Origin of the sequence: Streptomyces sp. T39, assembly GCF_008042045.1 — a bacterium.
Lineage (GTDB): Bacteria > Actinomycetota > Actinomycetes > Streptomycetales > Streptomycetaceae > Streptomyces.
The window spans coordinates 1,096,343-1,120,392 of record NZ_RDBP01000037.1; the positions used below are offsets into that span (position 1 = coordinate 1,096,343).

The 24,050-nt window shown below is 72.6% G+C and carries 27 protein-coding genes and 2 pseudogenes; 16 read left to right on the forward strand and 13 right to left on the reverse strand.

Going from position 1 to position 24,050, the window contains the following annotated elements; all coding sequences use genetic code 11:
* The first annotated feature begins 312 nt into the window (after window positions 1-312).
* Entirely contained in the window at window positions 313-1,281 is a 969-nt protein-coding gene (locus tag EAO77_RS27545; protein WP_147990945.1) for an acetylxylan esterase, read from the forward strand.
* 34 nt (window positions 1,282-1,315) lie between these two features.
* On the opposite strand, the gene EAO77_RS27550 is transcribed toward EAO77_RS27545, so the two are convergent.
* The 3 genes from EAO77_RS27550 to EAO77_RS27560 form a co-directional block, all read right to left on the reverse strand.
* Entirely contained in the window at window positions 1,316-2,803 is a 1,488-nt protein-coding gene (locus EAO77_RS27550; RefSeq protein ID WP_147990946.1) for a PLP-dependent aminotransferase family protein, read from the reverse strand.
* A 74-nt stretch (window positions 2,804-2,877) separates the two neighbouring features.
* A complete protein-coding gene (locus tag EAO77_RS27555; RefSeq protein ID WP_147991060.1) occupies window positions 2,878-3,582 on the reverse strand; it encodes a B3/4 domain-containing protein in 705 nt (234 codons plus the stop codon).
* 2 nt (window positions 3,583-3,584) lie between these two features.
* The gene (locus tag EAO77_RS27560) at window positions 3,585-4,190 is read right to left on the reverse strand and encodes a LysE family translocator (RefSeq protein WP_147990947.1); all 606 of its coding nucleotides are present in this window, start codon (window positions 4,188-4,190) and stop codon (window positions 3,585-3,587) included.
* Between the two features lie 383 nt (window positions 4,191-4,573).
* Between EAO77_RS27560 and EAO77_RS27565 the strand changes: the two genes are divergently transcribed.
* The 4 genes from EAO77_RS27565 to EAO77_RS27580 all read left to right on the forward strand — a co-directional run bounded on the left by EAO77_RS27565 (window position 4,574) and on the right by EAO77_RS27580 (window position 8,109).
* Window positions 4,574-5,449: a hypothetical protein gene (locus EAO77_RS27565; RefSeq protein ID WP_147990948.1), complete on the forward strand. Its 876-nt coding sequence runs from the start codon at window positions 4,574-4,576 to the stop codon at window positions 5,447-5,449.
* A 109-nt stretch (window positions 5,450-5,558) separates the two neighbouring features.
* Window positions 5,559-6,275 carry a class F sortase gene (locus tag EAO77_RS27570; protein WP_147990949.1) on the forward strand — a complete coding sequence of 239 codons (717 nt, stop codon included), beginning with the start codon at window positions 5,559-5,561 and terminating at the stop codon, window positions 6,273-6,275.
* Between the two features lie 140 nt (window positions 6,276-6,415).
* Window positions 6,416-7,408 carry a hypothetical protein gene (locus EAO77_RS27575; protein WP_147990950.1) on the forward strand — a complete coding sequence of 331 codons (993 nt, stop codon included), beginning with the start codon at window positions 6,416-6,418 and terminating at the stop codon, window positions 7,406-7,408.
* 272 nt (window positions 7,409-7,680) lie between these two features.
* Window positions 7,681-8,109 (forward strand): SSI family serine proteinase inhibitor, encoded by a 429-nt coding sequence (locus tag EAO77_RS27580; RefSeq protein ID WP_187283418.1) that lies wholly within the window; start codon window positions 7,681-7,683, stop codon window positions 8,107-8,109.
* Between the two features lie 49 nt (window positions 8,110-8,158).
* On the opposite strand, the gene EAO77_RS38895 is transcribed toward EAO77_RS27580, so the two are convergent.
* The 5 genes from EAO77_RS38895 to EAO77_RS27600 form a co-directional block, all read right to left on the reverse strand.
* Window positions 8,159-8,317 (reverse strand): hypothetical protein, encoded by a 159-nt coding sequence (locus tag EAO77_RS38895; RefSeq protein WP_187283419.1) that lies wholly within the window; start codon window positions 8,315-8,317, stop codon window positions 8,159-8,161.
* A gap of 115 nt (window positions 8,318-8,432) precedes the next feature.
* Entirely contained in the window at window positions 8,433-9,386 is a 954-nt protein-coding gene (locus EAO77_RS27585; protein WP_147990951.1) for a cytochrome c oxidase assembly protein, read from the reverse strand.
* A gap of 109 nt (window positions 9,387-9,495) precedes the next feature.
* On the reverse strand, window positions 9,496-10,521 hold the full coding sequence (locus EAO77_RS27590) for a 6-phosphofructokinase (protein WP_147990952.1): 1,026 nt from the start codon (window positions 10,519-10,521) through the stop codon (window positions 9,496-9,498).
* A 323-nt stretch (window positions 10,522-10,844) separates the two neighbouring features.
* Window positions 10,845-11,573, reverse strand: coding sequence for a type 1 glutamine amidotransferase (locus tag EAO77_RS27595; RefSeq protein WP_147990953.1), 729 nt, complete (start codon window positions 11,571-11,573; stop codon window positions 10,845-10,847).
* A 29-nt stretch (window positions 11,574-11,602) separates the two neighbouring features.
* A complete protein-coding gene (locus tag EAO77_RS27600; protein WP_147990954.1) occupies window positions 11,603-12,838 on the reverse strand; it encodes a MurT ligase domain-containing protein in 1,236 nt (411 codons plus the stop codon).
* 114 nt (window positions 12,839-12,952) lie between these two features.
* Here EAO77_RS27600 and def point away from each other — a divergent pair, with 114 nt between their 5' ends.
* Window positions 12,953-13,522: a peptide deformylase gene (gene def / locus EAO77_RS27605; protein ID WP_147990955.1), complete on the forward strand. Its 570-nt coding sequence runs from the start codon at window positions 12,953-12,955 to the stop codon at window positions 13,520-13,522.
* Between the two features lie 51 nt (window positions 13,523-13,573).
* Here def and EAO77_RS27610 read toward each other — a convergent pair whose 3' ends face one another.
* Window positions 13,574-14,212 carry a TetR family transcriptional regulator gene (locus tag EAO77_RS27610; RefSeq protein WP_147990956.1) on the reverse strand — a complete coding sequence of 213 codons (639 nt, stop codon included), beginning with the start codon at window positions 14,210-14,212 and terminating at the stop codon, window positions 13,574-13,576.
* Between the two features lie 162 nt (window positions 14,213-14,374).
* On the opposite strand from EAO77_RS27610, the gene EAO77_RS27615 reads away from it, so the two are divergent.
* The gene (locus EAO77_RS27615) at window positions 14,375-15,601 is read left to right on the forward strand and encodes an acyl-CoA dehydrogenase family protein (RefSeq protein WP_147990957.1); all 1,227 of its coding nucleotides are present in this window, start codon (window positions 14,375-14,377) and stop codon (window positions 15,599-15,601) included.
* A gap of 14 nt (window positions 15,602-15,615) precedes the next feature.
* A pseudogene (locus EAO77_RS27620) lies at window positions 15,616-15,900 on the forward strand (acyl-CoA dehydrogenase family protein); the annotation flags it as partial.
* An 81-nt stretch (window positions 15,901-15,981) separates the two neighbouring features.
* Here EAO77_RS27620 and EAO77_RS27625 read toward each other — a convergent pair.
* Window positions 15,982-16,257, reverse strand: a pseudogene (locus tag EAO77_RS27625) (glutathione peroxidase); the annotation flags it as partial.
* Window positions 16,258-16,325: 68 nt separating this feature from the next.
* Here EAO77_RS27625 and EAO77_RS27630 point away from each other — a divergent pair.
* Window positions 16,326-16,670 carry a hypothetical protein gene (locus EAO77_RS27630; protein WP_261994154.1) on the forward strand — a complete coding sequence of 115 codons (345 nt, stop codon included), beginning with the start codon at window positions 16,326-16,328 and terminating at the stop codon, window positions 16,668-16,670.
* Complete coding sequence (locus EAO77_RS27635) at window positions 16,667-17,833, forward strand: site-specific integrase (RefSeq protein WP_147990958.1); 1,167 nt, start codon at window positions 16,667-16,669, stop codon at window positions 17,831-17,833. Before EAO77_RS27630 ends, EAO77_RS27635 begins: the two co-directional genes overlap by 4 nt.
* Window positions 17,834-18,082: 249 nt before the next feature.
* Here the strand turns inward: EAO77_RS27635 and EAO77_RS27640 are convergent, their stop codons facing one another.
* From EAO77_RS27640 to EAO77_RS27645, 3 genes are all read right to left on the reverse strand, one after another.
* On the reverse strand, window positions 18,083-18,283 hold the full coding sequence (locus EAO77_RS27640) for a DUF6011 domain-containing protein (protein ID WP_147990959.1): 201 nt from the start codon (window positions 18,281-18,283) through the stop codon (window positions 18,083-18,085).
* Between the two features lie 133 nt (window positions 18,284-18,416).
* A complete protein-coding gene (locus EAO77_RS38900; protein WP_187283420.1) occupies window positions 18,417-18,563 on the reverse strand; it encodes a hypothetical protein in 147 nt (48 codons plus the stop codon).
* A 9-nt stretch (window positions 18,564-18,572) separates the two neighbouring features.
* Window positions 18,573-18,971 (reverse strand): WYL domain-containing protein, encoded by a 399-nt coding sequence (locus tag EAO77_RS27645; protein WP_187283421.1) that lies wholly within the window; start codon window positions 18,969-18,971, stop codon window positions 18,573-18,575.
* A 233-nt stretch (window positions 18,972-19,204) separates the two neighbouring features.
* Here EAO77_RS27645 and EAO77_RS27650 point away from each other — a divergent pair, with 233 nt between their 5' ends.
* From EAO77_RS27650 to EAO77_RS40445, 6 genes are all read left to right on the forward strand, one after another.
* A complete protein-coding gene (locus tag EAO77_RS27650) occupies window positions 19,205-19,996 on the forward strand; it encodes a hypothetical protein (RefSeq protein ID WP_147990961.1) in 792 nt (263 codons plus the stop codon).
* A 79-nt stretch (window positions 19,997-20,075) separates the two neighbouring features.
* Entirely contained in the window at window positions 20,076-21,053 is a 978-nt protein-coding gene (locus tag EAO77_RS27655) for a hypothetical protein (protein ID WP_147990962.1), read from the forward strand.
* Complete coding sequence (locus tag EAO77_RS27660; protein ID WP_147990963.1) at window positions 21,053-22,657, forward strand: DNA cytosine methyltransferase; 1,605 nt, start codon at window positions 21,053-21,055, stop codon at window positions 22,655-22,657. Before EAO77_RS27655 ends, EAO77_RS27660 begins: the two co-directional genes overlap by 1 nt.
* Before the next feature lie 58 nt (window positions 22,658-22,715).
* Complete coding sequence (locus EAO77_RS27665; RefSeq protein WP_147990964.1) at window positions 22,716-22,967, forward strand: hypothetical protein; 252 nt, start codon at window positions 22,716-22,718, stop codon at window positions 22,965-22,967.
* Window positions 22,964-23,215, forward strand: a complete 252-nt coding sequence (locus EAO77_RS27670) for a hypothetical protein (protein WP_147990965.1) — start codon at window positions 22,964-22,966, stop codon at window positions 23,213-23,215. The genes EAO77_RS27665 and EAO77_RS27670 overlap by 4 nt, the downstream gene beginning before the upstream one ends.
* Before the next feature lie 2 nt (window positions 23,216-23,217).
* The coding region (locus EAO77_RS40445; RefSeq protein ID WP_261994155.1) for a WhiB family transcriptional regulator at window positions 23,218-24,050 on the forward strand (833 nt) is incomplete at its 3' end.

Genomic DNA, 24,050 nt, shown 5'->3' on the forward strand with positions numbered 1-24,050 from the left:
GGGCGGGGGTGTGCCCCGCACCCCGGCGGGGGCCCCAGTAGCGTAGCAAGCGCTTTCACGCATGAGGAGATCTTCGGTCGGGCGCGCACCGCGGCGCGGCCCGCGGCCGGTGCGGGGCCGTCGCGTCGGCGGTCGGCATACGGCCTGTTCCCGTGCGTTCTGTCGGTGCCGCCCGCTCTCTTCGCCCTCCATTGACGCGGCCTCCAGGCGCGGGGCACGATGCCGATCGGAGCGTGAAAGGGTTTTCTGTCCGCGCCCGTACGGCACCCGTATCACCGCTCGTTCCCCGACCCGACCCCCGAGGCAGGCACCGTGGCACTTTTCGACCTTCCGCTCCCCGGGCTGCGCGCGTACCGCAGCGAGTCCACCGCCCCGGCGGACTTCGGCCACTTCTGGGACCGGACGCTGAAGGAGGCCCGGCAGCACGATCTGGACGCGCGGTTCGAGCCGGTCGACACCGGGCTGCGGACGCTGTCCGTGTCGGACGTGACCTTCAACGGCTTCGGCGGCCACCCCGTCAAGGGCTGGCTGGTCCTGCCCGCCGCGGCCGACGGCCCGCTGCCCCTGATGGTGAGCTTCATCGGGTACGGCGGCGGGCGCGGCCTGCCCCTGACGCATCTGCTGTGGGCCTCGACCGGACGGGCCCACTTCGTGATGGACACCCGGGGCCAGGGCAGCACCACCCGCGGCGGCACACCCGACCCCGTCGGCACGGGGCCTTCCGTGCCCGGCTTCATGACCCGGGGCGTCGAGTCGCCGGAGAACTACTTCTACCGGCGGGTGTTCACCGACGCGGTACGGGCCGTGGAGGCCGCGCGGACCCATCCGCTGACCGACGCCTCGCGTACGGCCGTCGGCGGTGCCAGCCAGGGCGGCGGCATCGCGCTGGCCGTCGCCGGGCTGGTGCCCGACCTCTCCGCGGCTGTCGTCGACGTGCCGTTCCTGTGCGACTTCCCGCGCGCCACGACGCTCACCGACCGCCGTCCCTACCGGGAGATCGGCGACTACCTGAAGGCGCACCGCGGGCGGACCGGGCAGGTGCTGGAGACCCTCTCCTACTTCGACGGCGTCCACTTCGCGGCCCGCGCCACCGCGCCGGCGCTGTTCTCCACCGCCCTGGAGGACCGCACCTGTCCGCCGTCCACCGTCTTCGCCGCCTACAACGCCTGGGCGCACGCCGACAAGCAGATCGAGGTCTACGACTTCAACGACCACGAGGGCGGCGGCCCCGACCAGGACGCCGCCGCGGTGGCCTGGCTGTCCGACCGCTGCCCGGTGTGACCCAGGGGGAGCGGGCGCCCGCGGACGGCGGCGGTCAGGACAGGGCGCGCAGCGCACGGCCGATGGCGGCGATCCCCTCCGTGAGGGTTCCCTGCGGGCCCGCCGCGTAGCCGAGGACCAGGCCGGGCGGGCCCGGCAGCCGGCGGTGCCAGGACAGCGGCTGGCACTTCACGCCCAGGTCGAGGGCGGCCGCGGCGAGCTCGGTGTCGGGCACGCCGGCGGTGTAGGTGACCGTCAGATGCAGCCCGGCCGCCGCCCCGTGCACCACGGCCCCGGGCAGGTGCCCGGCGATCGCCGCGATCATCGCGTCGCGGCGCCTCCGGTGGCGGCCGCGCAGCAGCCGCAGATGCCGTTCCAGGTCGCCGGAGTCCATCAGCCGGGCGAGCACCAGCTGGGGCAGCACCGCGTTGCCCAGGTCGTTGAAGCGCTTGGCGTCCCTCAGCGCGGCCCGGTGCCGCGGCGGCGGCACCATCCAGCCGATGCGCAGCGCCGGGGCCAGCAGCTTGGACACGCTGCCCATGTAGCAGACCCGGTCGGCGAGCAGCGCGCGCAGCGCAGGTACCGGCGGACGGTCGTAGCGGTGTTCGGCGTCGTAGTCGTCCTCCAGGATCAGCCCGCCGTCCTCGGCCCAGCGCAGCAGCTCCCGGCGGCGTTCGCCGCTGGTGACCACACCGGTCGGGAACTGGTGGGCGGGCGTGAGCAGGACCGCGCGGGCGCCCGTCGCGCGCAGTGCGTCGACCCGGACGCCGTCACCGTCGACCGGTACGGGCCGCACCCGCAGACCGCCGTGGAGCAGATGCTGACGGGACCCCAGCGAACCGGGGTCCTCCATCGCCACCGTGTCGACGCCGTCCGCCCTGAGCACGGGGTGGAGCAGGGTGAGCGCCTGCGCGGTGCCCGCGACGACCAGGACGTCGTCCGCCTCCAGGCGGATGCCCCTGCTGCGGGCCAGCCACGCGGCCACGGCCCGGCGCAGCGGTGCGGCGCCGCAGGGGTCCCCGTAGCCCAGGTCGCCGGCGGACAGTCCGGCGAGCACCGCCCGTTCGGCGCGCAGCCACGCCGTGCGGGGGAAGGCGGCGAGATCGGGCCGTCCGGGGGTGAGGTCGATCCGTGCGGGTGCGGCACGCAGCGCGTCGAAGACGCCGGCGCCGGGTTCTCCGGAGAACAGCGAGTGCGCCGCCGCCCGGCCCCGGACCTCGGGGCCCTCCCGGCGGCCCTGCGGCGGCAGCGACGGCACGGCCACCACCACGGTGCCACCGCGCCGGCGCCCCTCGACATGGCCGTCCTCGCTCAGCCGCCGGTACGCCTCGGTGACCACGCCCCGCGACAGGCGCAGGTCGTCCGCGAGCACCCGGGTGGGCGGGAGCCGGGTGCCCACGCCCAGCCGGCCGTCCGCGATCGCCTCCCGCAGCCGCCCGGCCAGCCAGTCGGCCTTGCCCCCGGCGGGGGCGTCCCCGGCGTCGAGCTGAAGGAAGTCGGAGCCCTGGGTGCCCGCCCGTTCCTCGGAGTTCACCGGCCCCATGGTGCCACGCGGCGCCCGGCCGGCGGCCCGCCCCCGTCGCGGGCCGCCGGCCGCCCCCGTCGCCGCGGCACGGCTCAGGCGCCGAACGCGAACTCGGGCGCGGACGGCGTCAGGAGGGAGGCGACGGGGCCGGACGCGGGCCAGAGCGTGCGCAGTCCGGCGGCGACGGCCTCCAGCACCCGCGGCACCGTCTCCGCGCCGCCCTCGTGCATCGCCTCCGTCACCACCAGGATCCGGCGGGTGTGCCCGCCGACCGCCGAGTGACCGCTCTGGCGGTGCGTCCAGCGCCGGGCGTGCGCCCGCCCGGCGGAGTCGGCGAACGTCACCTCGCCCGCCGCCGGACGGTCCACGGCGCCGCCGAAATCCTCGTAGTGCTCCTCTCCCGTGGCGTGGCGCACCTCCAGCAGGGGAGCGGCGATCCGGTCCGCGTCGAGGACGGCCACCGGCACGGCGTGGGCGGCCGAGATCGCGTTGCACAGATCGACGACCGGGTGGATGCGCGGCAGGGTGCCGGTCTTCCGGAGCCGTCTCAGCAGTGACTCCGACGCGCACCGGTACTGCGTCGGCCGCAGACCCATGGACGCGAACGTCCGCCGCCAGGCCAGCACTTCGGGGAACTCGCTCTCGGTGGCGTCCGCCAGCCGTGCCGCGGCGCGGGCGGTGTGGGCGTCGACGACGGCACCGGCGTCGGCGGCCGCGTCGACACCGGAGGCGCTCAGCGCGCCGGCGGTGAGCCGGGGGTGGTCGGACCAGATGACGTCGGCGTGGCGGAAGCGCATGGTCACGCCACCGCCAGCCGGGCGCCCAGGCCCACGAAGCTCGCGGCGAACACCCGGCGCAGGCCGGCCGTCACCCGCGGCCTCGCGAGCACGCGGTGCCGCACGGCCGCCGCGCACAGGCCGTACGCGGTGAACACGGCGAAGGTCATGCCCATGAAGACGCCGCCGAGGGCGAGCAGGTCCCGTGCCGAACCGTGTCCGCCGCCGGGGACGAACTGCGGCAGGAAGGCGACGAAGAACAGGGTGAGCTTCGGGTTGAGCAGGTTCATGAGCACCCCCGAGACGATGACCCGGCCGGCGGGCGGGGGCGCGGTCTCCCGCTCCAGGACGAGCGCGTCCTTGTCCCGCAGCGTCGCCCACGCCATGTACAGCAGGTAGGCGACGCCCAGGTACTTCACCGTCTCGTAGGCCACGGCGCTGGTGTGCAGCAGCGCGGCCAGCCCGGTGACCGTGGCCAGCAGATGGGGCACGATCCCGACGGTGCAGGCGAACGCGGCGACGACACCCGCCCGCCGGCCGTGGGACAGCCCGGCGGCGAGCGTGTACACCACGCCCGTGCCCGGGGTCACCACCACGATCAGGGTGGTGAGCAGGAACGCGACACTCACGAGGAACCTCCGCGATGTTCAGGGTCCTTCCACCTTGCCCCCTCCATGGCCCTTTCCACAGGGCCAAAGGGTTGCCTGATCACCGGTCCATATCCGTGGCGCCCGCCCCCGGCCCCGGCGCCGTCCGGCGGGCGCGGACGTGCCGGAGGGGACGGGGCGGACCGGCGCGGTCCGGCGTCAAACATCGCCGCGGCGCGGCGTGGGGTCGGCCGGGTGAAAAGTGATGTCGCGTCACTCGGGGAGCCCACACCGTGACCCGGATGCCGCACGCTCCGGTGGTGCGCTCCCGGTATCGGGCTGACGGTGATTCACGTCGCCCCTGCGATCCGATGAGCCGACGACATGCCGGCTCGCGCAGCCGCGACGAAAGGAAAGGCTCCACCATGCGCTCTGCCCGCATTCTGCTTGCCTCGGCCGTCGCCACGGCGGCCCTCACGGTCTCGGGACCGGCCGCGTACGCCATGGCCCTCACGGACGACACCGGCAAGGACGCGTCGTCCAGCAGCGGCACGCACTCCAAGGAGGACTCCGACACCTCCGGCTACGAGGAGAAGTCGGACGGCGAGAAGAAGTCCTGGAAGCACGACAAGCCGCACGGCGGTGTGCACACCGGCGGTGGCGCGCTGGCCGGTGTGTCGGGTGACGACTGGAGCAAGGACGGCGAGGAGAAGTCGGACGGCGAGAAGAAGTCCTGGAAGCACGACAAGCCGCACGGCGGTGTGCACACCGGCGGTGGCGCGCTGGCCGGTGTGTCGGGTGACGACTGGAGCAAGGACGGCGAGGAGAAGTCGGACGGCGAGAAGAAGTCCTGGAAGCACGACAAGCCGCACGGCGGTGTGCACACCGGCGGCGGTGCGCTGGCCGGTGTGTCGGGTGACGACTGGAGCAAGGACGGCGAGGAGAAGTCGGACGGCGAGAAGAAGTCCTGGAAGCACGACAAGCCGCACGGCGGCGTCCACGCCGGTGGTGGCGCGCTGGCCGATGTGTCGGGTGACGAGACGGCCCGCGAGGGCAAGGAGTCGACCGGCTCCGGAGCGTGGCAGAAGGAGTCGTCCGGCTCCGGCACGTGGCAGAAGGAGTCGGGCGACGAGGAGAAGTCCTGGAAGCACGACAAGCCCAAGGGCGGCGTGCACACCGGTGGCGGCGGCACGGCCCTCTCCGGCGGCGGTCTCGCCGCGGGCGCGGTCCTGCTGCTCGGCGGCATCGGCGCCGGCGCGATGGTGATGCGCCGCCGCGGTGTGAGCGGCACCGCCGCCTGATCGCTCCCCGAGGACGCCCTTGTCGCGGTCGTCGTCCTTCCGGACGGCGGCCGCGACGTCCGTTCACCCCCAGGCATCCCCTTCCGGCAGCGAAAGGTACGACGTCCGCATGGCCCCGCACCACTCCTCCCCGCAGCCCCCCGTCACCTCCCGCTCGCTCGCCCGTGCCCTGCTCGGGCCCGCGGTGGCGGCGCTCCTCGGCTTCCTGCTGATCTACAACTCCTTCGGCACCACCACCGACGCCAAGCCCTCCGCCGGGCCCGTCGCCTCCGCGCCCGCGAGCAGGCCCCCCGTGGATCCGGCGGCCCCCGACGCGGCCGCCGAGAGCCGGGCGACCCCCGTCGTGGAACCGCTCTCCCTGACGAGGTCCGAACCGGAGCGGATCAGGATCCCCCGGATCGCGGTCGACGCGCCCTTCATGGGCCTGTCCGTCGGCGCGTCCGGGATGCTCGACGCCCCTCCGCCCGACGACCGCAACCTGGTCGGCTGGTGGCAGGAAGGGGTCACCCCCGGTGAAGTGGGCGCCTCGATCGTGGCGGGTCACGTGGACACCAGGACCGGGCCGGCGGTCTTCCTGCTGCTGCCGACGCTCAAGGCCGGCGACACGGTGGACATCGCGCGTGCGGACGGCTCCGTCGCGACCTTCGTCGTCGACTCGGTCGAGAACTTCAGCAAGGCGTCGTTCCCGAACGAGCGGGTGTACGCGGACACCCCGGACGCGCAGCTGAGACTGATCACCTGCGGCGGCGAGTACGACCGCAAGGCCAAGGACTACAAGGAGAACGTGGTGGTCTTCGCGCATCTCGACTCGGTGAAGCAGCCGTAACCGCAGGTCGCGGCGGCCATCGGCCCCGTATACCCCTCAGGTGTATACCACGTGCGGTTTCCTGCCTTGACGTCATACCCCCAGGGGGTATGGTTGGGGCATGGGCCGCGAGAGGAGCGGCTCCGAGCGAGGAGTGGGTCATGAGGACCGGTGCCAGGATCACGGCGTTCGCGGCCGCGCTCGCCGCGGCCTTCGGGACGGCGTACGGCGTGGGTCAGGGCGTCGGCCCCGTCGTCGCCGAGGCCGAGCCGCCGCAGCACACCGTCCACCGCCCCGAGGGGCAGCCGGAAGCGGGCCGGGAGACCGGGACGGCGCACACCGGCGAACACGGCGCGGCGGCGGTACCGGGCGGCCTCACGATCTCCGACCAGGGCTTCACCCTCGACCTGCGGACCCAGCGCATCACCGCCGACCGCCCGTCCGAACTGCGCTTCACGGTGACCGACGACCGGACCGGTCGCACGGTCACCGACTACCGCCGCGAACACGGCAAGGAACTCCACCTGATCGTCGCCTCGCGCGACCTCTCCACCTACCGCCACCTCCACCCGCGGCGCGCCGCCGACGGCACCTGGTCCACCCCGGTCGCCCTGCCCGAGGCCGGCGGCTACCGGGTGTTCGCCGACTTCGTGCCGCGTACGGGCGCCCCCGAGGGCCTGACCCTCGGCGCCGACCTCGCCGTCTCCGGCGCCGCCGACCCGGCCCCGCTTCCCCGCCCGTCCACCACGGCGAGGGTCGACGGGTACGAGGTCACGCTGAAGGGGTCCCTCAGTCCGGGAACGTCCCGGGAGCTCACGCTGAGTGTCAGCAGGGACGGCAGGCCGGTCACCGATCTCCAGCCGTATCTCGGCGCCTACGGGCACCTGGTGGCGCTCCGCGCGGGGGACCTCGCCTATCTCCACGTCCACCCGGGCGGGGAGCCCGGGGACGGTGCCACCCGGCCCGGTCCCGAGATCTCCTTCTCCGCGACCGCCCCCTCCAAGGGCTCGTACCGGCTGTTCCTCGACTTCCGTCACGAGGACACGGTCCGCACCGCGGCCTTCACGGTCACCACCGACGGGGCCGTCGCGCCCGGCAAGCAGGAGGAGCCCGGCCACGGCACGGACCGGGAGGGCGACGGACACACCCACTGACGTCGCGCGTGCGCAGGGGGTGGCCGGGGGGGCCGCCGGCACTGCGTCCACCCGCGGCGGGCGGACCGGACGGCGGCGGGCGGGTGGGCGGCGGGAGGACCGGCAGGGACGGCCGTACGGACCAATCCGGCGTATTCGTTCGCACCACCGCCCGGCGCGGCGCGTTGCGCCGCGCCGGGCGGTGACGGTTCCTTGTCCGCCGGGCACCGCCCACGGATCAGATCCGCCCCCTCGCCCGGCCGTGAGCCGGCTTCCCCTGCCAGGAGCACCGGATGCACCGCACCGCAGCCCTCGCCGCGACGGCACTCCTCGCCGTCGCCGCCGCCGTCCCGGCGGCCGCGGCGTCGCCCGCACCGGACACGGCGGCCGCCGTGTCCGCGGCCGAGAAGCCCGCCCCGCCCCGGGGGCTGTTCCTGACGGTGTCCGGAGCGGAGAGCTCCTGGATCCGCGGTGTCCTGCTGCACTGCAGCCCCGAGCCGAGCGGCCCGCACCCGGACGCGGCCGGCGCCTGCGCCGCCCTGGACGCCGCCCGCGGCGATCTCGACCGGCTCTCCGGCGACCCGCACCCGTGCACCAAGCAGTACGACCCCGTGACGGTGAGTGCCACCGGGGCGTGGCGCGGCAGACCGACCGCCTGGCACAAGACCTTCGCCAACGCCTGTGAGCTGTCGACGGCCACCGGCGCGCTCTTCCGCTTCTGACCGCCGCCGGTGTCCCGCCCCCGCCGGGGCGCGGGCGGGACCGCCGTGCTCAGGTGCGGCGCGAGGACACCACACCGATCGTCGTCAGGCCGAGCACGACCCAGCCGAACCACAGCCAGCCGTTGCTGCCGAGTGCCGCGGTGTACGCCGTCACGAGCACCAGGGCCCCGACGGTCAGCACTCCCATCGTCTTCGTCGAACCGGACATCTGCGCCCTCCTCCGACGGCGGGGACCGTCGGGACCATGGTCGCCCCCCGGACGGCCCCGGCGCTACTCCCCGGGCCTCACCGGCGCCCCCGGGCACCGGCGGAGCCGAGCGGCGTCAGCGGCTGCTGCGCGCCTGGAGCGAGGCGAGGTACGCGTTGTACGCCTCCAGCTCCTTGTCCCCGTCACGGTCCGCGGCGCGGTCGCGCCGCTTGGCGACGCGCTGCTCGGAGCGGTACCACTGGAAGACCAGGGCGAGGAGCACCAGCACCGACGGGATCTCGCTGAACGCCCAGGCGATGCCGCCGGCCGCGTTCTGGTCGGAGAGCGCGTCGATGCCCAGCGAGGCGGGCGGGTTCTCGTACGCCTTCACCATCGGTTCGGTGGCCATCATCAGCGCGATGCCGAAGAACGCGTGGAACGGCATGCCGGCGAAGAGCTCCAGCATCCGCATCACGTAACCGGGCCGGTGCGGCCCCGGGTCCACGCCCATGATCGGCCAGAAGAACACCAGCCCCACGGCGAGGAAGTGCAGCATCATCGCGATGTGACCCGGCTTCGAGCCCATCAGGAAGTCGAACAGCGGCGTGAAGTACAGCCCGTACAGGCTCGCGATGAACAGCGGGATGGTGAACACCGGATGCGTGATCACCCGCATGTAGCGGCTGTGCAGCAGCATCAGCAGCAGCTCGCGCGGCCCCTTGCGGCCGCGTCCCGCGACCGGCAGCGCGCGCAGCGCCAGGGTGATCGGGGCGCCGAGCAGCAGCACGATCGGCGAGAGCATGCTGATCACCATGTGCTGGACCATGTGCACGCTGAACATGACCATGCCGTAGTCGTTCAGCTTGGTGCACATCACCAGCGCCACGCTCAGCACACCCGCGGTGAACAGCACGGTCCGGCTCACCGGCCAGGCGTCGCCGCGTCTGCGGAGCCGAACGACACCCCAGGCGTAGAGGCCGAGGGCCAGCAGACAGCCGACGAGGAAGAAGGGATCGGGCGAGAACGCCAGCCCCCGTCCCAGCGTGAACGGCGGCAGATCCATGGTCATGCCGTGCCCGCTGTGGTCCATCTGCGTACTCCCCGAGGGCTTCCCGATTCGTGCCTGTTGTCCGGACCAGACTAGATGTGCCCCCGGCCGCGGTCGCGGCCGGGGGCACGTCGTCGGACGGCCGTCCGGGTCAGAGCACGCACTCCGCCTCGGCGTAGCGGTCGGCGGGCACGGTCTTCAGCGTCTGCGTCGCCTCGGCCAGCGGCACCATCGTGATGTCGGTGCCCCGCAGCGCGGTGAGCATCCCGAACTCGCCCCGGTGCACCGCCTCCACGGCGTGCCAGCCGAAGCGGGTCGCCAGCACCCTGTCGTACGCCGTCGGCGTACCGCCGCGCTGCACATGGCCGAGGATGACCGGGCGGGCCTCCTTGCCGAGCCGGTGCTCCAGCTCCACGGACAGCTGCCGGGCCACACCGGCGAAGCGCTCGTGGCCGTAGATGTCCTTGCCGCCCTCGTCCCACTGCATCGAGCCCTCACGGGGCTTGGCGCCCTCGGCGACGACCACGATGGCGAACTTCTTCCCCTTCTCGAAGCGCTCCCCGACCATGGCGGTCAGTTCCTCTATGTCGAACGGCCGCTCCGGCACGACGATCGCGTGGGCGCCCGCGGCCATGCCCGAGTGCAGCGCGATCCAGCCGGTGTGGCGGCCCATGACCTCGACGATCAGCACGCGCTGGTGCGACTCGGCGGTGGTCTTCAGCCGGTCCAGCGCCTCGGTGGCCACGCCGACGGCCGTGTCGAAGCCGAAGGTGACGTCGGTCGAGGCGATGTCGTTGTCGATGGTCTTCGGCACGCCCACGATCGGCAGGCCCGCGTTCGACAGCAGGGTCGCGGCCTTGAGGGTGCCCTCGCCGCCGATCGGGATGATCGCGTCGAGGCCGAGGTCGGCCACGTGGCCCTTCGCCCGCTCGACACCGTCGACCAGGTGCGCGGGCTGCACCCGCGAGGAGCCGAGTATCGTGCCGCCGCGGGCGAGGATGCCGGCCACCGCGTCGAGGTCGAGCTTGCGGTAGTCGCACTCCAGGAGGCCCTTCCAGCCGTCGTGGAACCCGATGACCTCGTCGCCGTGGTCGACGACGGCACGGTGCACGACGGAACGGATGACGGCGTTCAGACCGGGGCAGTCGCCGCCGGAGGTGAGCACACCAATGCGCATAGCCCGGAAACCTTTACTACGTGGGCCGACTCCCGGACCACGTCGTCCGGTTGGATCCCTGTCACCCTACCGGCGCGCGGGGCCCGTTCCTAAACCGGCGTCCGCCTGGTGGGACCCGGCCGAACGGCCCCTCGCTCAGGTGAGCGAAGGGCCGTCGGAATGGGTGCTCGGGTGAGCGAGAGGGCCTCTCGTCTGGGCCCCGGAACGGACTCGGGGCGGCCTCCGCAAAGCCCCCCGGACAGCTCCCGGACACGCTCCGGACGGCTCCCCGGACACTCCTCGGCACCGCCCGCGAGCGGTGCCGAGGAGTGTCCGGCGGGGCCTCAGGCCGGCTGAGTCGCCGAGGCGATCCGCTCGGCGCGCAGCGCCTCGTACCAGCGGTCGTCGGTCGGCGGCAGGGCGTTCACATCGAGGGCCAGCTTCAGCAGCAGGTCCGCGATCTGCGGGTTGCGGGCCATCACGGGACCGTGCATGTACGTCCCGAACACCGTGTCGTTGTAGGCGCCTTCGGTGCCGTCGCCGGTGCCGTTGCCCCGTCCGATGACCGTCCGCGCGAACGGGCGCGCGGTCGGGCCGAGGTGGGTGATGCCCTGATGGTTCTCGAAGCCCGTCAGCTGCGGCAGGCCGAACTGCGGGTCGATGTCCGCGAGGACGTCGCCGACGCAGCGCTCGCCCTCGCCGCGGGTGGAGATCACGTCGATCAGCCCGAGGCCCGGCTCCCGCTCGCCGAGGTCGTTGATGAACTCGTGGCCGAGGATCTGGTAGCCGGCGCACACCGAGAAGATGATCGCGCCGTTCGACGCCGCGCGGCTCAGCCCGCCGTCGCGGCGCAGCCGCTCGGCCGCGAGGCGCTGCGGCCGGTCCTCGCCGCCGCCGATCAGGTAGATGTCGCCCGACGTCGGCACCGGCTGGTCGCTGCGCACGTCGATCCGCATCACGTCGAGACCGCGCTGCCGGGCGCGGCGCTCGACGACGAGGGCGTTGCCCTGGTCGCCGTAGGTGCTGAGCAGGTCCGGGTAGACCCACACCAGACGGAGGCTGCTGTCGCTCATTCTCATGGTCCTTTTCGTCCGTCCGCTGCTCAGTTGCCGACCCGGCGGCGTACGTCCTGGAAGGCGGTGTAGTTGGCGATGAGCTCGATCCGCCCGCCCGGCGCCGACTGCACGGCCTCGTCGACGCTCTCGCAGACCCGGAAGTCGAGGCCCGCGACCTCCAGGCGCACCGCCAGGTCGAGCTTGCGGTCGCCGATCACGTAGATCGGGTGGCCGGCGAGCCGGGTGTAGTCCACGTCCCACAGCCACGAGGTGTCGGTGCCGTCGGCGCCGCGGGCGTTGACGGAGAGGATCACCGGCGTCGGCGGCGGGTCGATCAGGGAGAACGTCTCCAGCCAGCCGGCCGGGTTCTTCGCCAGCAGCAGCCGCACGTCACGGCCCAGGAACGAGACCACGTCGTACCGGCCGGCCACCGCCTGCACCTGGTACATGCGCTCCAGCGCGACCTGCGGCGGCACGCCGAAGCAGGCGGCGACGGCGGCCGACGTGGCGGCGTTCGCCCGGTTGGCGCGTCCCGGCAGCTGGAGGTGGATCGGCCAGGCGCTGCCGTGCGGGTCGAGCACGTGGTCGCCGCTGAGCACCCAGCTGGGCGCGGGGCGGCGGAAGCCGCACTCGCCGCAGAACCAGTCGTCCCCGGGGCGCTGCATCACACCGCCGCAGGACGGGCAGGACCAGGCGTCGTCCTTCCATTCCTGCCCGGCGGCCACCCACACGACGTTCGGCGACGAGGAGGCGGCCCAGACGACCAGCGGGTCGTCGGCGTTGGCGATGACGGTCGCCTTCGCGCCGGCGAGGCCCTCGCGCCACTTCTCGGCCAGCATCCGGGTCTCGGCCGCGCGGTCGAGCTGGTCGCGGGAGAGGTTGAGCAGCGCGATGGCCTTCGGGGTCACGTCGCGCGCGACTCCGGCGAGGTACTTCTCGTCGACCTCGATCACGCCGAACCGGGCGTCCGAGCCGCCGGCCAGCGCCGAGGTGATGCCCGCGGGCATGTTGGCGCCGAGGGCGTTGGAGACGACCGGGCCGGCCGCGCGCAGCGCCTCGGCGATCAGCCGGGTGGTGGTGGTCTTGCCGTTGGTGGCCGACACGAGGACCACGTCCAGGTGCTGCGCCAGCCGCCCCAGCAGGTCGGGGTCGAGCTTCAGCGCCACCCGGCCGCCGATCACCGATCCGCTGCCGCGCCCGGCGGCACGCGACACCGCGGCCGCGGCCTTGCCCGCCGTCACGGCCAGCTTGGCTCGCGGCGTCAGCTCCGAGTTGCCTGACATCGTCCTTGATCCTCCTTGCATCGGTCCGCACTCAGCCTATCGATGTCTTCTCCGGCCGCCGTACCGCGGCACCGTCGGAAAGGTGGAGGTCACACCGGAACGTAGGCTGGCGCCATGCGAAACCGGCCGATCCCCGGCAGTTCCGGACTGGTCAGGCCCATGAGCCTGCTCGCCGATCCCGTGCTGCACGCCCCCTGCGAGCCCGTCACCGACTTCGGCGCGGACCTCGCGCGCCTGGTCGAGGACATGTTCGCCACCATGTACGCGGCCCAGGGGGTCGGCCTCGCGGCGAACCAGGTCGGCGTGGGGCTGCGGGTGTTCGTGTACGACTGTCCGGACGACGAGGACGTCCGCCACCTCGGGCACGTCGTCAACCCGCGCCTGGCCGAGGCCGACGGCGTCACCGTGCGCGGACCCGAGGGCTGCCTGTCCCTGCCGGGTCTGGAGGCGCCCACCGAGCGGTTCGACCGCGCCGTCGTCGAGGGTGTCCGCATGGACGGCAGCCCCGTCCGGATCGAGGGCACGGGATTCTTCGCCCGCTGCCTCCAGCACGAGTGCGACCACCTGGACGGCCTGGTCTACGCCGACCGCCTGTCCGCGCGGCGCCGCTCCCGGCTGGCCCGCGCGGCACGCAAGTCGTCCTGGTCCACCGACGAGCGCCTGGCCCTCCTCCGGGAGCGCTGACGCCCGGCCGGCGGCAGGAGAGGCGGTCGGCGCGTCATGCACCGGGGCCGGTCAGAAGCCCGGGCCGCCCTGCCGGTCGGGCGCGTCGAAGAGCCGGCCGCAGAGCAGGTCGGTCAGGCTCTCCACCAGCTCCGCCCGCGTGCACGGGCGTTCGCCGAGCCACCAGTCGCCCGCGGCGTGCATCATGCCGACGATCCCGTGGCCCCACATCCGGGCCACCATGTCGCCGGCGGGGCCGAGGTCGACGCGGTCGGCGACGACCTTCCCCAGTTCCTCGCCGAGGCGGCGCAGCAGGGGAGCGGAGTGGAGCCCGACGTCGAAGCCCTGCTCGGAGGAGTTCGACGCGCCCTCGGCCGGATGCATGAGGAAGCGGTACACCTGCGGCCGCGCCTCGATGGCCGCGAGGTAGGTGTCGAGCGTGCCGGCGACCCGCTCGCGCCGGTCGGCCGGGGCGTCCACGGCCACCTGGAGCGCACGCAGCAGCGCGTCCGTGTGACGCTTGGCGAGGGCGCGGTACAGTCCGCCCTTGTCGCCGAAGTGCCGGTAGAGGATGGGCTTGGTGATGCCCGCCTCGGCGGCGATCGCGTTCATGGACGCCTGCGGACCGTCCCGGAGCACGACCCGGTCCGCCGCCTCGAGCAGCTCCCGGCGCCGGTCGTCCGCCGACCGCTGCTGCTGCGTGGTCTCCATGTCCGTGTCTCCCCGCCCTTGCGAATGCGTGACGCGCAAGGTAACACCCACCTGCCGCGACCGGTCATCCGGCCGCCTCGGTTGACAGGTGCTACTCATCGGTAACAGACTCGTCGTTACCGCAAGTAACGCGCTGGTCGGCGCCATAGTGCTGGAGGGGACATGGCTGAGTTCACGCTCGATCTCAACGAGGACCAGAAGCAGGTCCGTGAGTGGCTGAACGGCTTCGCGAAGGACGTCATGCGCCCCGCCGCGGCCGAGTGGGACGAGCGCGAGGAGACGCCCTGGCCCGTCATCCAGGAGGCGGCGAAGCTCGGCATCTACTCCCTCGACTTCTACGCCCAGCAGTTCTTCGACCCCACCGGCCTCGGCATCCCGATGACGATGGAGGAGCTGTTCTGGGGCGACGCCGGCATCGCCCTGTCGATCGTCGGCACCGGCCTCGCGGCCGTCGGCGTCATCGCCAACGGCACCGACGAGCAGGTCGGCACCTGGATCCCCCAGATGTACGGCGACGCCGACGACGTCAAGGTCGCCGCCTTCTGCTCCTCCGAGCCCGACGCGGGCAGCGACGTGTCGGCCATGCGCACCCGCGCCGTCTACGACGAGGCCAAGGACGAGTGGGTGCTGAACGGCACCAAGACCTGGGCCACGAACGGCGGCATCGCCAACGTCCACGTCGTCGTCGCGTCCGTCGACGCGGAGCTCGGCTCCAAGGGGCACGCCTCCTTCATCGTGCCCCCCGCCACCCCCGGACTGTCCCAGGGCCAGAAGTTCAAGAAGCACGGCATCCGTGCGTCGCACACCGCCGAGGTCGTCCTGGAGAACGTCCGGGTGCCCGGCCACTGTCTGCTCGGCGGCAAGGAGAAGCTCGACGAGCGCCTGGCACGGGCCCGCGAGCGCGCCAGGACGGGCGGCGAGCGGGTCAAGAACGCCGCCATGGCCACCTTCGAGGCGTCCCGCCCGGCCGTCGGCGCCATGGCCGTCGGCACGGCCCGCGCCGCGTACGAGGAGGCCCTCGAGTACGCGAAGACCCGTGAGCAGTTCGGCCGCCCGATCATCGACAACCAGGGCGTCGCCTTCCAGCTCGCCGACATGCGCACACAGATCGACGCGGCGCGGCTGCTGGTCTGGCGCGCCTCCTGGATGGCGACCGCTGGCAAGCCGTTCACCTCGGCCGAGGGCTCCATGTCCAAGCTGTTCGCCAGCGAGACGGCCAAGAAGGTCACCGCGCAGGCCATCCAGATCCTCGGCGGCAACGGCTACACCCGGGAGTACCCGGTCGAGCGCATGCACCGCGACGCGGCGATCTACACGATCTTCGAGGGGACCAGCGAGATCCAGCGCCTGGTCATCGCCCGCACCCTGGCGGGCATGCCCATCCGCTGACCGGCCCGGCACGACGGCGCCCCGCGGCGCGGCTGCTGGTCTGGCGCGCCTCCTGGATGGCGACCGCTGGCAAGCCGTTCACCTCGGCCGAGGGCTCCATGTCCAAGCTGTTCGCCAGCGAGACGGCCAAGAAGGTCACCGCGCAGGCCATCCAGATCCTCGGCGGCAACGGCTACACCCGGGAGTACCCGGTCGAGCGCATGCACCGCGACGCGGCGATCTACACGATCTTCGAGGGGACCAGCGAGATCCAGCGCCTGGTCATCGCCCGCACCCTGGCGGGCATGCCCATCCGCTGACCGGCCCGGCACGACGGCGCCCCCCGGCCGTGCCGGGGGGCGCCGTCGTCGCACGGCGCCCGTGCCCCGGGCGCCGCCGGTTCAGGCGGCGAGCAGCGCCTCGACGGCCGCCACGACCTCCGGCGCCTCCGGCTCCGTGCGCGGCCGGAAGCGCGTCACCTCGCCCTGCGGGGAGACGAGGAACTTCTCGAAGTTCCACTGCACGTCACCGGCCTCGCCGCCGGCGTCCGCCGTCCGCGTCAGCTCCGCGTAGAGCGGGTGCCGGCCGGCCCCGTTCACCTCGGCCTTCTCCAGCAGCGGGAACGTCACCCCGTACGTCGCCGAGCAGAACTCCGCGATCTCCTCCGCCGACCGCGGACCCGGATCCCCTGCTTGACCCGGTGGCCGCGGTCCGGGACTGGCTGACTGTGCTGCACCGTCTCGGGGTGAGCGAGGGGGCGTTCTTCCGGGCGCTCACGTCCCGCGGCACGCTGCAGAACCGATCTGTTGCGACCGAGCGCGGGAACTACGTGACCGGTGACGCCATCAACGACTGGGTCCGCGGCCGCGCGCACCGTGCAGGGGCGAAGAACTGGCAGCAGATCACCGCGCACGGGCTGCGCCGCGGCGGAGCTCAGGCCATTGCGGCCGTTGGCGGGGACCCGACGAAGCAGGGCCGGTGGAAGCCCGGGTCCGCGGTGGTGAAGCGGGAGTACCTGGACCGGGCCCAGTCGCGGGCGGAGAATCCTTGGCTGAGGGTGCAGGCGAAGCGGCGCGAGGAGCGGGCGTGAGCTACCGGTATGCGTCGGTGCGGGGTGTGGCTGCGGCGGTGGAGCGGGTCGCGCCGAAGGACCCGCAGGCGTGGGAGGGGCGGGAGCCGATCCGCGGTGCCGGCGGCCTGCCGGTGCTGGTGTCGGACGTGCGGGCCCGGCAGTTGTGGGCGCTGGTCGGCATGTACGACCGGGCGGTCGGCAGCGTCCCGGAAGCCGTCCTTTCGAGGAAGTCGCCGCGCCGGCTGTTCGAGGACGAGCAGCTGGAGGCGTTCTGGCAGCTGGCGGTGGCGGGGGATCTGCGCCGGTGGGAGAAGGACCACGGAAAGCCGTTGCCGTTGGCGTCGAAGCAGGTGCTGCGCACGAGTCTGGGGGTGGTGGCGGATCTGGTGGTGCCGGGCGGATCGGTTCTGCTGCCGGTGCTGAACCGGGTGGAGCTGAAGCCGACTGTGGATCCGAGGGCGCAGGCCGCACTGTACCGCCGGCTGGTGTCGGCGGCGGGGGATGGTCCGCTGGAGCGGGAGGGTCTGCACCTGACGGTGGCGGACCGGTCGCGTCTGCTGGCGATGGTCGCGGTCGTGCTGGACACGGGGTGCCGGTCGGGGGAGCTGGCGGCGCTGCGGATGGGTGACCTGGCGGATGGTCTGGTGGCTGTGCGGGTGCGGCGGCGGGGGCAGCGGCCGGTGGATCGGGTGGATGAGATCGCCGCGTTGGCGGAGGTGCACCGGTCGTCGGTGGAGGCTGTGCTGGCGGGCCGGTTGGAGGCCCGGTCGGAGGCGACGCGGCGCCGGGTGGAGGCGGCGGTGGCTGCTTTGCCGCCGTTGCCGGAGGTGTCGTGGTACGGGCTGCGTGAGGGTACGCGGGTGGCGGTCCAGCGGTGGCTGGAGACCCGTGACGGGCTGGTGGACGCGCTGCCGCTGGAGGGTGGCCGGTCGGCTTTGTGGGTGACGTTGCAGGCGTCGAAGGCGGGGCCGGCTGGGATCACGATCCGGGCGCAGGGTCTGCGGATGGCGTATGCGCGGGGGGTGGAGGCGTTGAACTGGATCATGGCCGGGGAGTTCGGCTGGGAACCTCTGCCGACGACGATGGAGCAGTTGCGCCGGGCGGTCGACGTGGAGCCGTTGGCGGATGTGCTGGCGGGCGTGGACGGGCAGGGCGTGGGAGCGTCAGTCGTGGCGTCGTGACAGGACACGCGCTTGGGGCGGCCCCGCGGTCACTTCGCACGTACGCGGGGCCGCCTTCTAGTCCTCGGCGCTGAGGGGTCCGGAAGGCCCCATGCCGACTCCTCGGCAGTCGGGGAGCCCGGCGGAGGCTCTTCCGTCGTCGTCTCGGGCCCAGTGACGGGGAAGGAAGCCGGCGCGGGTGAGCTTGTACTCCCGTCCGCAGACTCGGCACTTGCCTCGCAGGGTGGTCTTCGCAGTCATGTCAGCTCCTCATGTTCCGGGGATCGCGTCTTGGTCGGGGGTGTGGTTGTCGTGGCGGCCGGTGCGGGTGTCGGGGTCGCATTCGGGGCCGTATCCGCGGGCGACCGAGATGCTGGCCTCAAGTGGCTTTCCACAGCGGCGGCACCAGCGGCGTGGTCGGGTGGGCATGCCGTCGAGGGCGTCCTGTGCGGGCTCGCGTCGTGTGGGCATGGGTTGAGTGTCCTGCGGTAAGGGGGCTGGTGTTGCCGGGGGTTGAGGTGTGGTCTGGGCTTGGGCTACGCTGTCCGCGTCTTGAGCGGCGTATGTGCAGGGCCACCACCCGGTGTCGGGAGGTGGCCCTTTGTCATGTGCGGGTGCGGGCGGGTCGGGAGACTTCGAGGAGGTTGTGGAGCCGTTCGCTGTCGGGGCTGATCTTCGCGAAGTCGATGTCGTCGAGGTCGCGCTGTACAGCGTCGGCTTCGGTGGCGGTCATCTCGACGACGATGCGCATGGCGGTCTCCTAGGCGGCGAGGGTGGTCTGGTCGCGGGTGATGCGGCGGGTGGGGAGGTAGTCGCGGCCGAGTTCGCGGGCGATGAGCTGTGCGGTGCTGCGGACCACGATGACCTGTTCGGCGGGGGTCGTTGCCTCCTCGCGGTCGAGGACGAACGCGATGCGGTGGCAGGTGTAGGCGGTGATGCGGGCGAGGTCGAAGGAGCGGGCGTCGCCGCGGAGGCGGCACATGGCACGAACCTGGATGCGGCCGGCTTTGGTGGTGCGGATGTCGAAGGGCTCGATGGTGCGGAGGGTCTCGTCGCCGTTGTCGTCGAGGTAGGTGATGGTGACGGCGTGGCGGCGGTCGAGGGAGCGGTACAGGTCGGTGAGGGTCCGGTGGGTGGTCTGCCGTCCTGTGTGCTTCATGGTGTGCTCCCCGCGCTGTGGTGGCGTCTTCATGGGGAACCTTACCCGGAAACTCATTGCCAAGACAATGGGTTAGACGGTATTGTTCTTCCTGTCGGGACAACCCGGCAGCGCGCACACCCCCTACCCCATGGCGCGCACCATGTCGAGCAGAGGAGAATGGCGTGGCAATCGCCCCCACGCGCCCGCCGAACCGCCACCGGAACGGGCGCCCACCGAGAGGACCCCGCACGGTGCCCACCAACAACGACCTGCGCCGCCAGCTCACCCAAGCGTCCGCCTTCCTGTCCGAGAACGGCGCCCCCCAGCTCGCCCAGGCCGTCGACACCGTCCTCGCCCCCGGCGGCTGGGCCCTCATCAAGCCCGCCATCTCCAGCGGCAAGAACATGGCCATCGCCGTCCCCGAGGCCCTGCGCGACGAGCTCCACGCCGCGGCGAAGGCGGCCGGCGACTCGCTGACCGACATCGTCAACGAGGGCTTCGACCTCACCGTCAACGGCTCCTACACGCCCCACATCCCCGCCCGGGAACGGGGCACGGTCCCCAAGGTCCTGAAGAACCTGAACGTCACCCCGGACGACACGCTGCGCCAGCAGGTGAAGGACATGGGCCTGGAACCGACAAAGGCGGCCCTGGACTACCTGACGTTCAAGTACCAGGTGGGCCGATACGCGGCCGGCAGCAGCACGCCGGTCGGGCAGGGCAAGGACCGGAACACGAACGTGCCCCGCGAGGTGCGGGACCGGATCCGTGAGGCCGCCGCGGCAGCGGGCCGGTCTGCGACGGAGGACGTCAACGAGGGCCTGGCCGCCTACCTGGCGGGCAACTTCGCGTCGTTCCCGCTGTCGTGGCCGGCCGACGTCCAGGACGACATGGTCGTGCTCAAGCTCCGTCCGAACGATGACCTGTACCAGCAGGTGATGGTGGCGGGCCGGGAGCGTGCGGCCGAGGCGGGGTTCACGGCCCGCCCGTTGCAGGTGGGTGTGTCTTTCCTGCTGTCGAAGTACGGCATCGAGATCAAGTAGTCCTGCTGCCGCCGGCGGTCTGGACGCCGACAACCAGGCCGCACGTGCGGGCACGCATCACAGTCATATAGGAGACCTCATGGCCACGGCCACCGAGGCCCCCGCCAGCAGCACGGCGGAGGGTCAGACCCAGCACGTCCCGAACCAGCTCAACGACCTGCTTGGCCGCCTGGAACAGAGGCTGGAGCAGGCAGACCAGGCCACCTTCGGCTACACCCGCGAGGAGAGGGCCGCGGCCCTGCACAAGCTCCGTGAGCCGTTCGACCGGCGGGAGATCCGCTACCGGCCGCAGCCGTGGTGCAAGGCGTGCACGGGACAGTCCTCCTGGCCGAAGGTGTGCGGCAATCACACCGAGATCAGGTGCCAGAAGTGCAACAACCAGAAGGTCACCGAAGCCCATATCTGCCTGGCCTACATCGGTCACGCGGAGGCAACCAACCGGCTGCTGAACGTCGACCCCTTCTGGAACTGGGAGCCGCTCGCACTCGACCAGGTAGGTCTTCCGCAGTACGACGGCAACCGCGCCATGTGGATCAAGTTGACCGTCTGCGGAGTGACCCGCATCGGCTACGGCGACGCCCAGGGCAAGGACGGGGCGAACGCCGTCAAGGAGATCATCGGCGACGCGATCCGGAACGCTGGCATGCGGTTCGGTATGGCTCTCAACCTCTGGACGTCGTCCGACCTCCAGATCCTGGAGCCTGGCGTGGAGCTGACCCCGGAGCTTGCAGCGGAGCTGGGTGGGCCGACGCGGGCGGACCGCGAGTCGGCAGCACGTCCCCAGGCTGTCCGATCGGCGCAGCGGGGCGGGCCCGCTCCGGCGGCTCCTCCGTCTGACGACAAGGCAGCGCACCTGAACCGGCTCATGAGCCAGGCCAAGGACGGCTGGAACAACGGCTTGGTCCTGGTCCAGGTCCAGGGGGACGCGGACAAGAACGGCGTCCTGGACCAGCAGGTGCAGGGCCCGGATCAGACGTGGATGCCGTTCCGGCAGCTCCTCTCGGACCGCATCCTCGCCCTCAAGGCCACCACGAGCACCGAGAGGAACGCCGCCTGATGTACAGAAGCGATGACACCGCCCTGACAGTCATGGACTGGTTCTGCGGCGCCGGCGGCTCCTCCCAGGGCGTCCACGCCGTCCCCGGTGTCCGCGTCGAGCGGGCCGCAAACCACTGGCGTCTCGCCATCGAGAGCCACGCCGCGAACTTCCCGACCACCGACCACTACCAGGGCGACATCCGTAAGGCGCCCGTGTGGGACTGGCCGGTGACGGACATCTTCTGGGCGTCTCCGGAGTGCACGAACTGGTCCGTGGCCAAGGGGAAGAAGCGGGACTTCGTCGGGGCGATGCAGGGCAGCCTGCTCGACCTGCTGGCGGCAGCCGAGGAGGACGAGGAGCCGTCCGCGGAGGAGGAGTCCCGGGCGCTGATGGAGGAGGTGCCGCTGTACCTCCGCGGCGTCCAGGAGCGCGGCGGCCTGGTCAAGGCCGGCATCGTCGAGAACGTCACGGACGTGCGTGCCTGGGACCAGTGGGACCGGTGGATCGGCGAGATCCACAAGCTCGGCTACCGCACCCGGATCATCGCGCTCAACAGCATGCACGCAAACCCGCGATCGGTGCACGCCGCGCCGCAGTCCCGCGACCGGCTGTACGTCGGTTACTGGCACGAGAGCCTCGGCCGGACGCCGGACTGGGACAAGTGGCTCCGCCCGCGGGCCTGGTGCTCCGGATGCGACAAGGTCGTCCAGGCCATGCAGGTGTTCAAGGACCCCCGTCGGGACATGGGCCGCTACCGGCAGCAGTACGTCTACCGGTGCCCGAACACCACCTGCCGGAACCAGATCGTCGAGCCCGAGGCGCTCCCCGCCGCTGCCGCGATCGACTGGTCCATCCCCGGGCAGCGGATCGGCGACCGGGCCAAGCCCCTCGCGGACAAAACCATCGCCCGCATCGAGGCCGGCCTGAAGAAGTTCGCCCGGCCGATCACCCTGGAGGCCGCGGGCCACACCTTCGAGCGGCGGCCCGGCGTCCGGACGTGGCCCGTGGACGCGCCGCTCACCGCGCAGACCACCACAGCGACGAAGGCCCTGGCCGTGCCGCCGCTCCTGGTGCCGGTTGAGGGCCGGGAGGGGAAGAGTGCAGCGTCCGCCCACGCCCCACTGCGGGCCATGACCACCCGTAACGAGACCGGGCTCGCCTGGCTGCCGTTCATCGCCGAGCTCCGCGGCGGCGGCAGCATCGCCCGCCCGGTGTCCGAGTCCCTCGCCACCGTCACCGCGTCCGGGAACCACCACGGCCTCGTCGCCCCGGCCGGCACCTCCGAGCACATGCTCATCCCGTACTACGGCAACGGCGCCCCGCGGACCGTGCACGAGCCGGTCGGAGCGCTCACCACCCGCGACCGCTACGCCCTCGTCCGCGGCGAGCTCGACATCAACGACGTCCTCTTCCGCATGCTCGAACCTCACGAGATTGGCCGGGCCATGAGCTTCGCGGACAACTACGTCGTCCTCGGATCGAAGCGGGACAAGGTCCGCCAGTACGGAAACGCTGTCACCCCGAACGCAGCCGAGGTCCTCGTCTGCGCTCTGGTCGAGGCCATCACAGGCGAGGAGCTCGACCGGTACGCCCCGGCTGTCGACGCCGCTATCGCCGCCTGACCGCATCTCCCCGCACCCCACGGCGGGATCCACCCACCACCCTTTTGGGAGGCCCGCCATGGGCGACATCAACCTGGCCTGGATCTGGCCCGTCTTCGCCGCCGTCGCGCTCCTGTGCGCCGTGGAGCTGAACGCCCGCCGGACCCGCGACCGCCGCAACGCGACAGACGGCTCCCGGCCCGCACCGGCCATGCCGAGCGCGGACGAGCAGGCGGCCCGTGACCGGAAGGCCCTCGACGAGGCGGCCCGCATCGCACGCCGGCTGCCGCCAGTCCCCGTCCAGAAGTACCGGCCCGGCAGGCACCCGTGACCAACCGCCCGTACGCGACGGCCGCCCTGCTGCTCCTCACCGCGGCCGCCGCCCACCACTACCGGACCCTGCGGCGCGCTCTCACCACGGAGCGCGCCGCAGCGCGTATCACCGCCGCCACCCACCACCGCGACCGGCAACACCTCACCAACCAACTCGCCACCGTGACCGCCCCACACACCATCCTCCGGGCCGCCGAGACCGTCATCGACAGCGCACTCACCCGACACCAGCACGAGGAGGGCTGACCATGCCCACGCCCCTGTCTGCACGCGAAGCCCGCCACATGCTCACCGACCACCGGCACTACCGGTACCGCGGCTGCGCCCCCGACCCCGACCAGCCCACCCAGGCCGCGGGCAACCCCGGCCTGTCGATCGACGCCTGGTCCGACCCCACGGACGACGGAGGCGAGCACCAGACCGCCCGCCGGGCCCGGCAGAAGGCCGCGATCGACGTGTGCCTCGGCTGCCCCGTCATGGTGCAGTGCCTCACCGCGGCGACCGCCGTCATGCCGGACGGAACCCTCGCCGAGCCGTACGGGGTGGCCGGCGGCATGACCGCCCTGGAGCGTCACCGCAAGCACATCAAGAACAAGCACACGGTGCCGCAGCCGCTTCCGGCGGGGGATGCCCGGTTGCGGACCCCGCAGCGCCTCGCCGTGCTGCGCGCCCTCGCCGTCCACACGGACCCGGTGCGGGTGGCTGCGACGGCGGGGGTGGATGTGCGGACGGCGAACTGGCAGCGGGCCCGGCTGGTGACGATGCTCGGCCTGGACCGGGAGTCCGCGTCCCGGGCCGAACTGCTGGCGGCGGCCGCGAAGGCTGGGCTGCTGGACGGGATCACGGTTGTCGACCAGGCGGCGATGGTGCCCGCGGTCCCGGCCCCCGGCACCAGCCCGGTGGAGCAGACCGTGGTCGCGGCGCCAGCCGGACGGAACGTCGCCACGGTCGTCACCTCAACGCCTCCGGAGGCCCGGGACGCGGACTCCCGGTCCAGGCCGAGCATCGTCACCAGCCGGGCCCGCTGCCAGTTCGCCGTCCGCACATCCACCCCCGCCGTCGCAGCCACCCGCACCGGGTC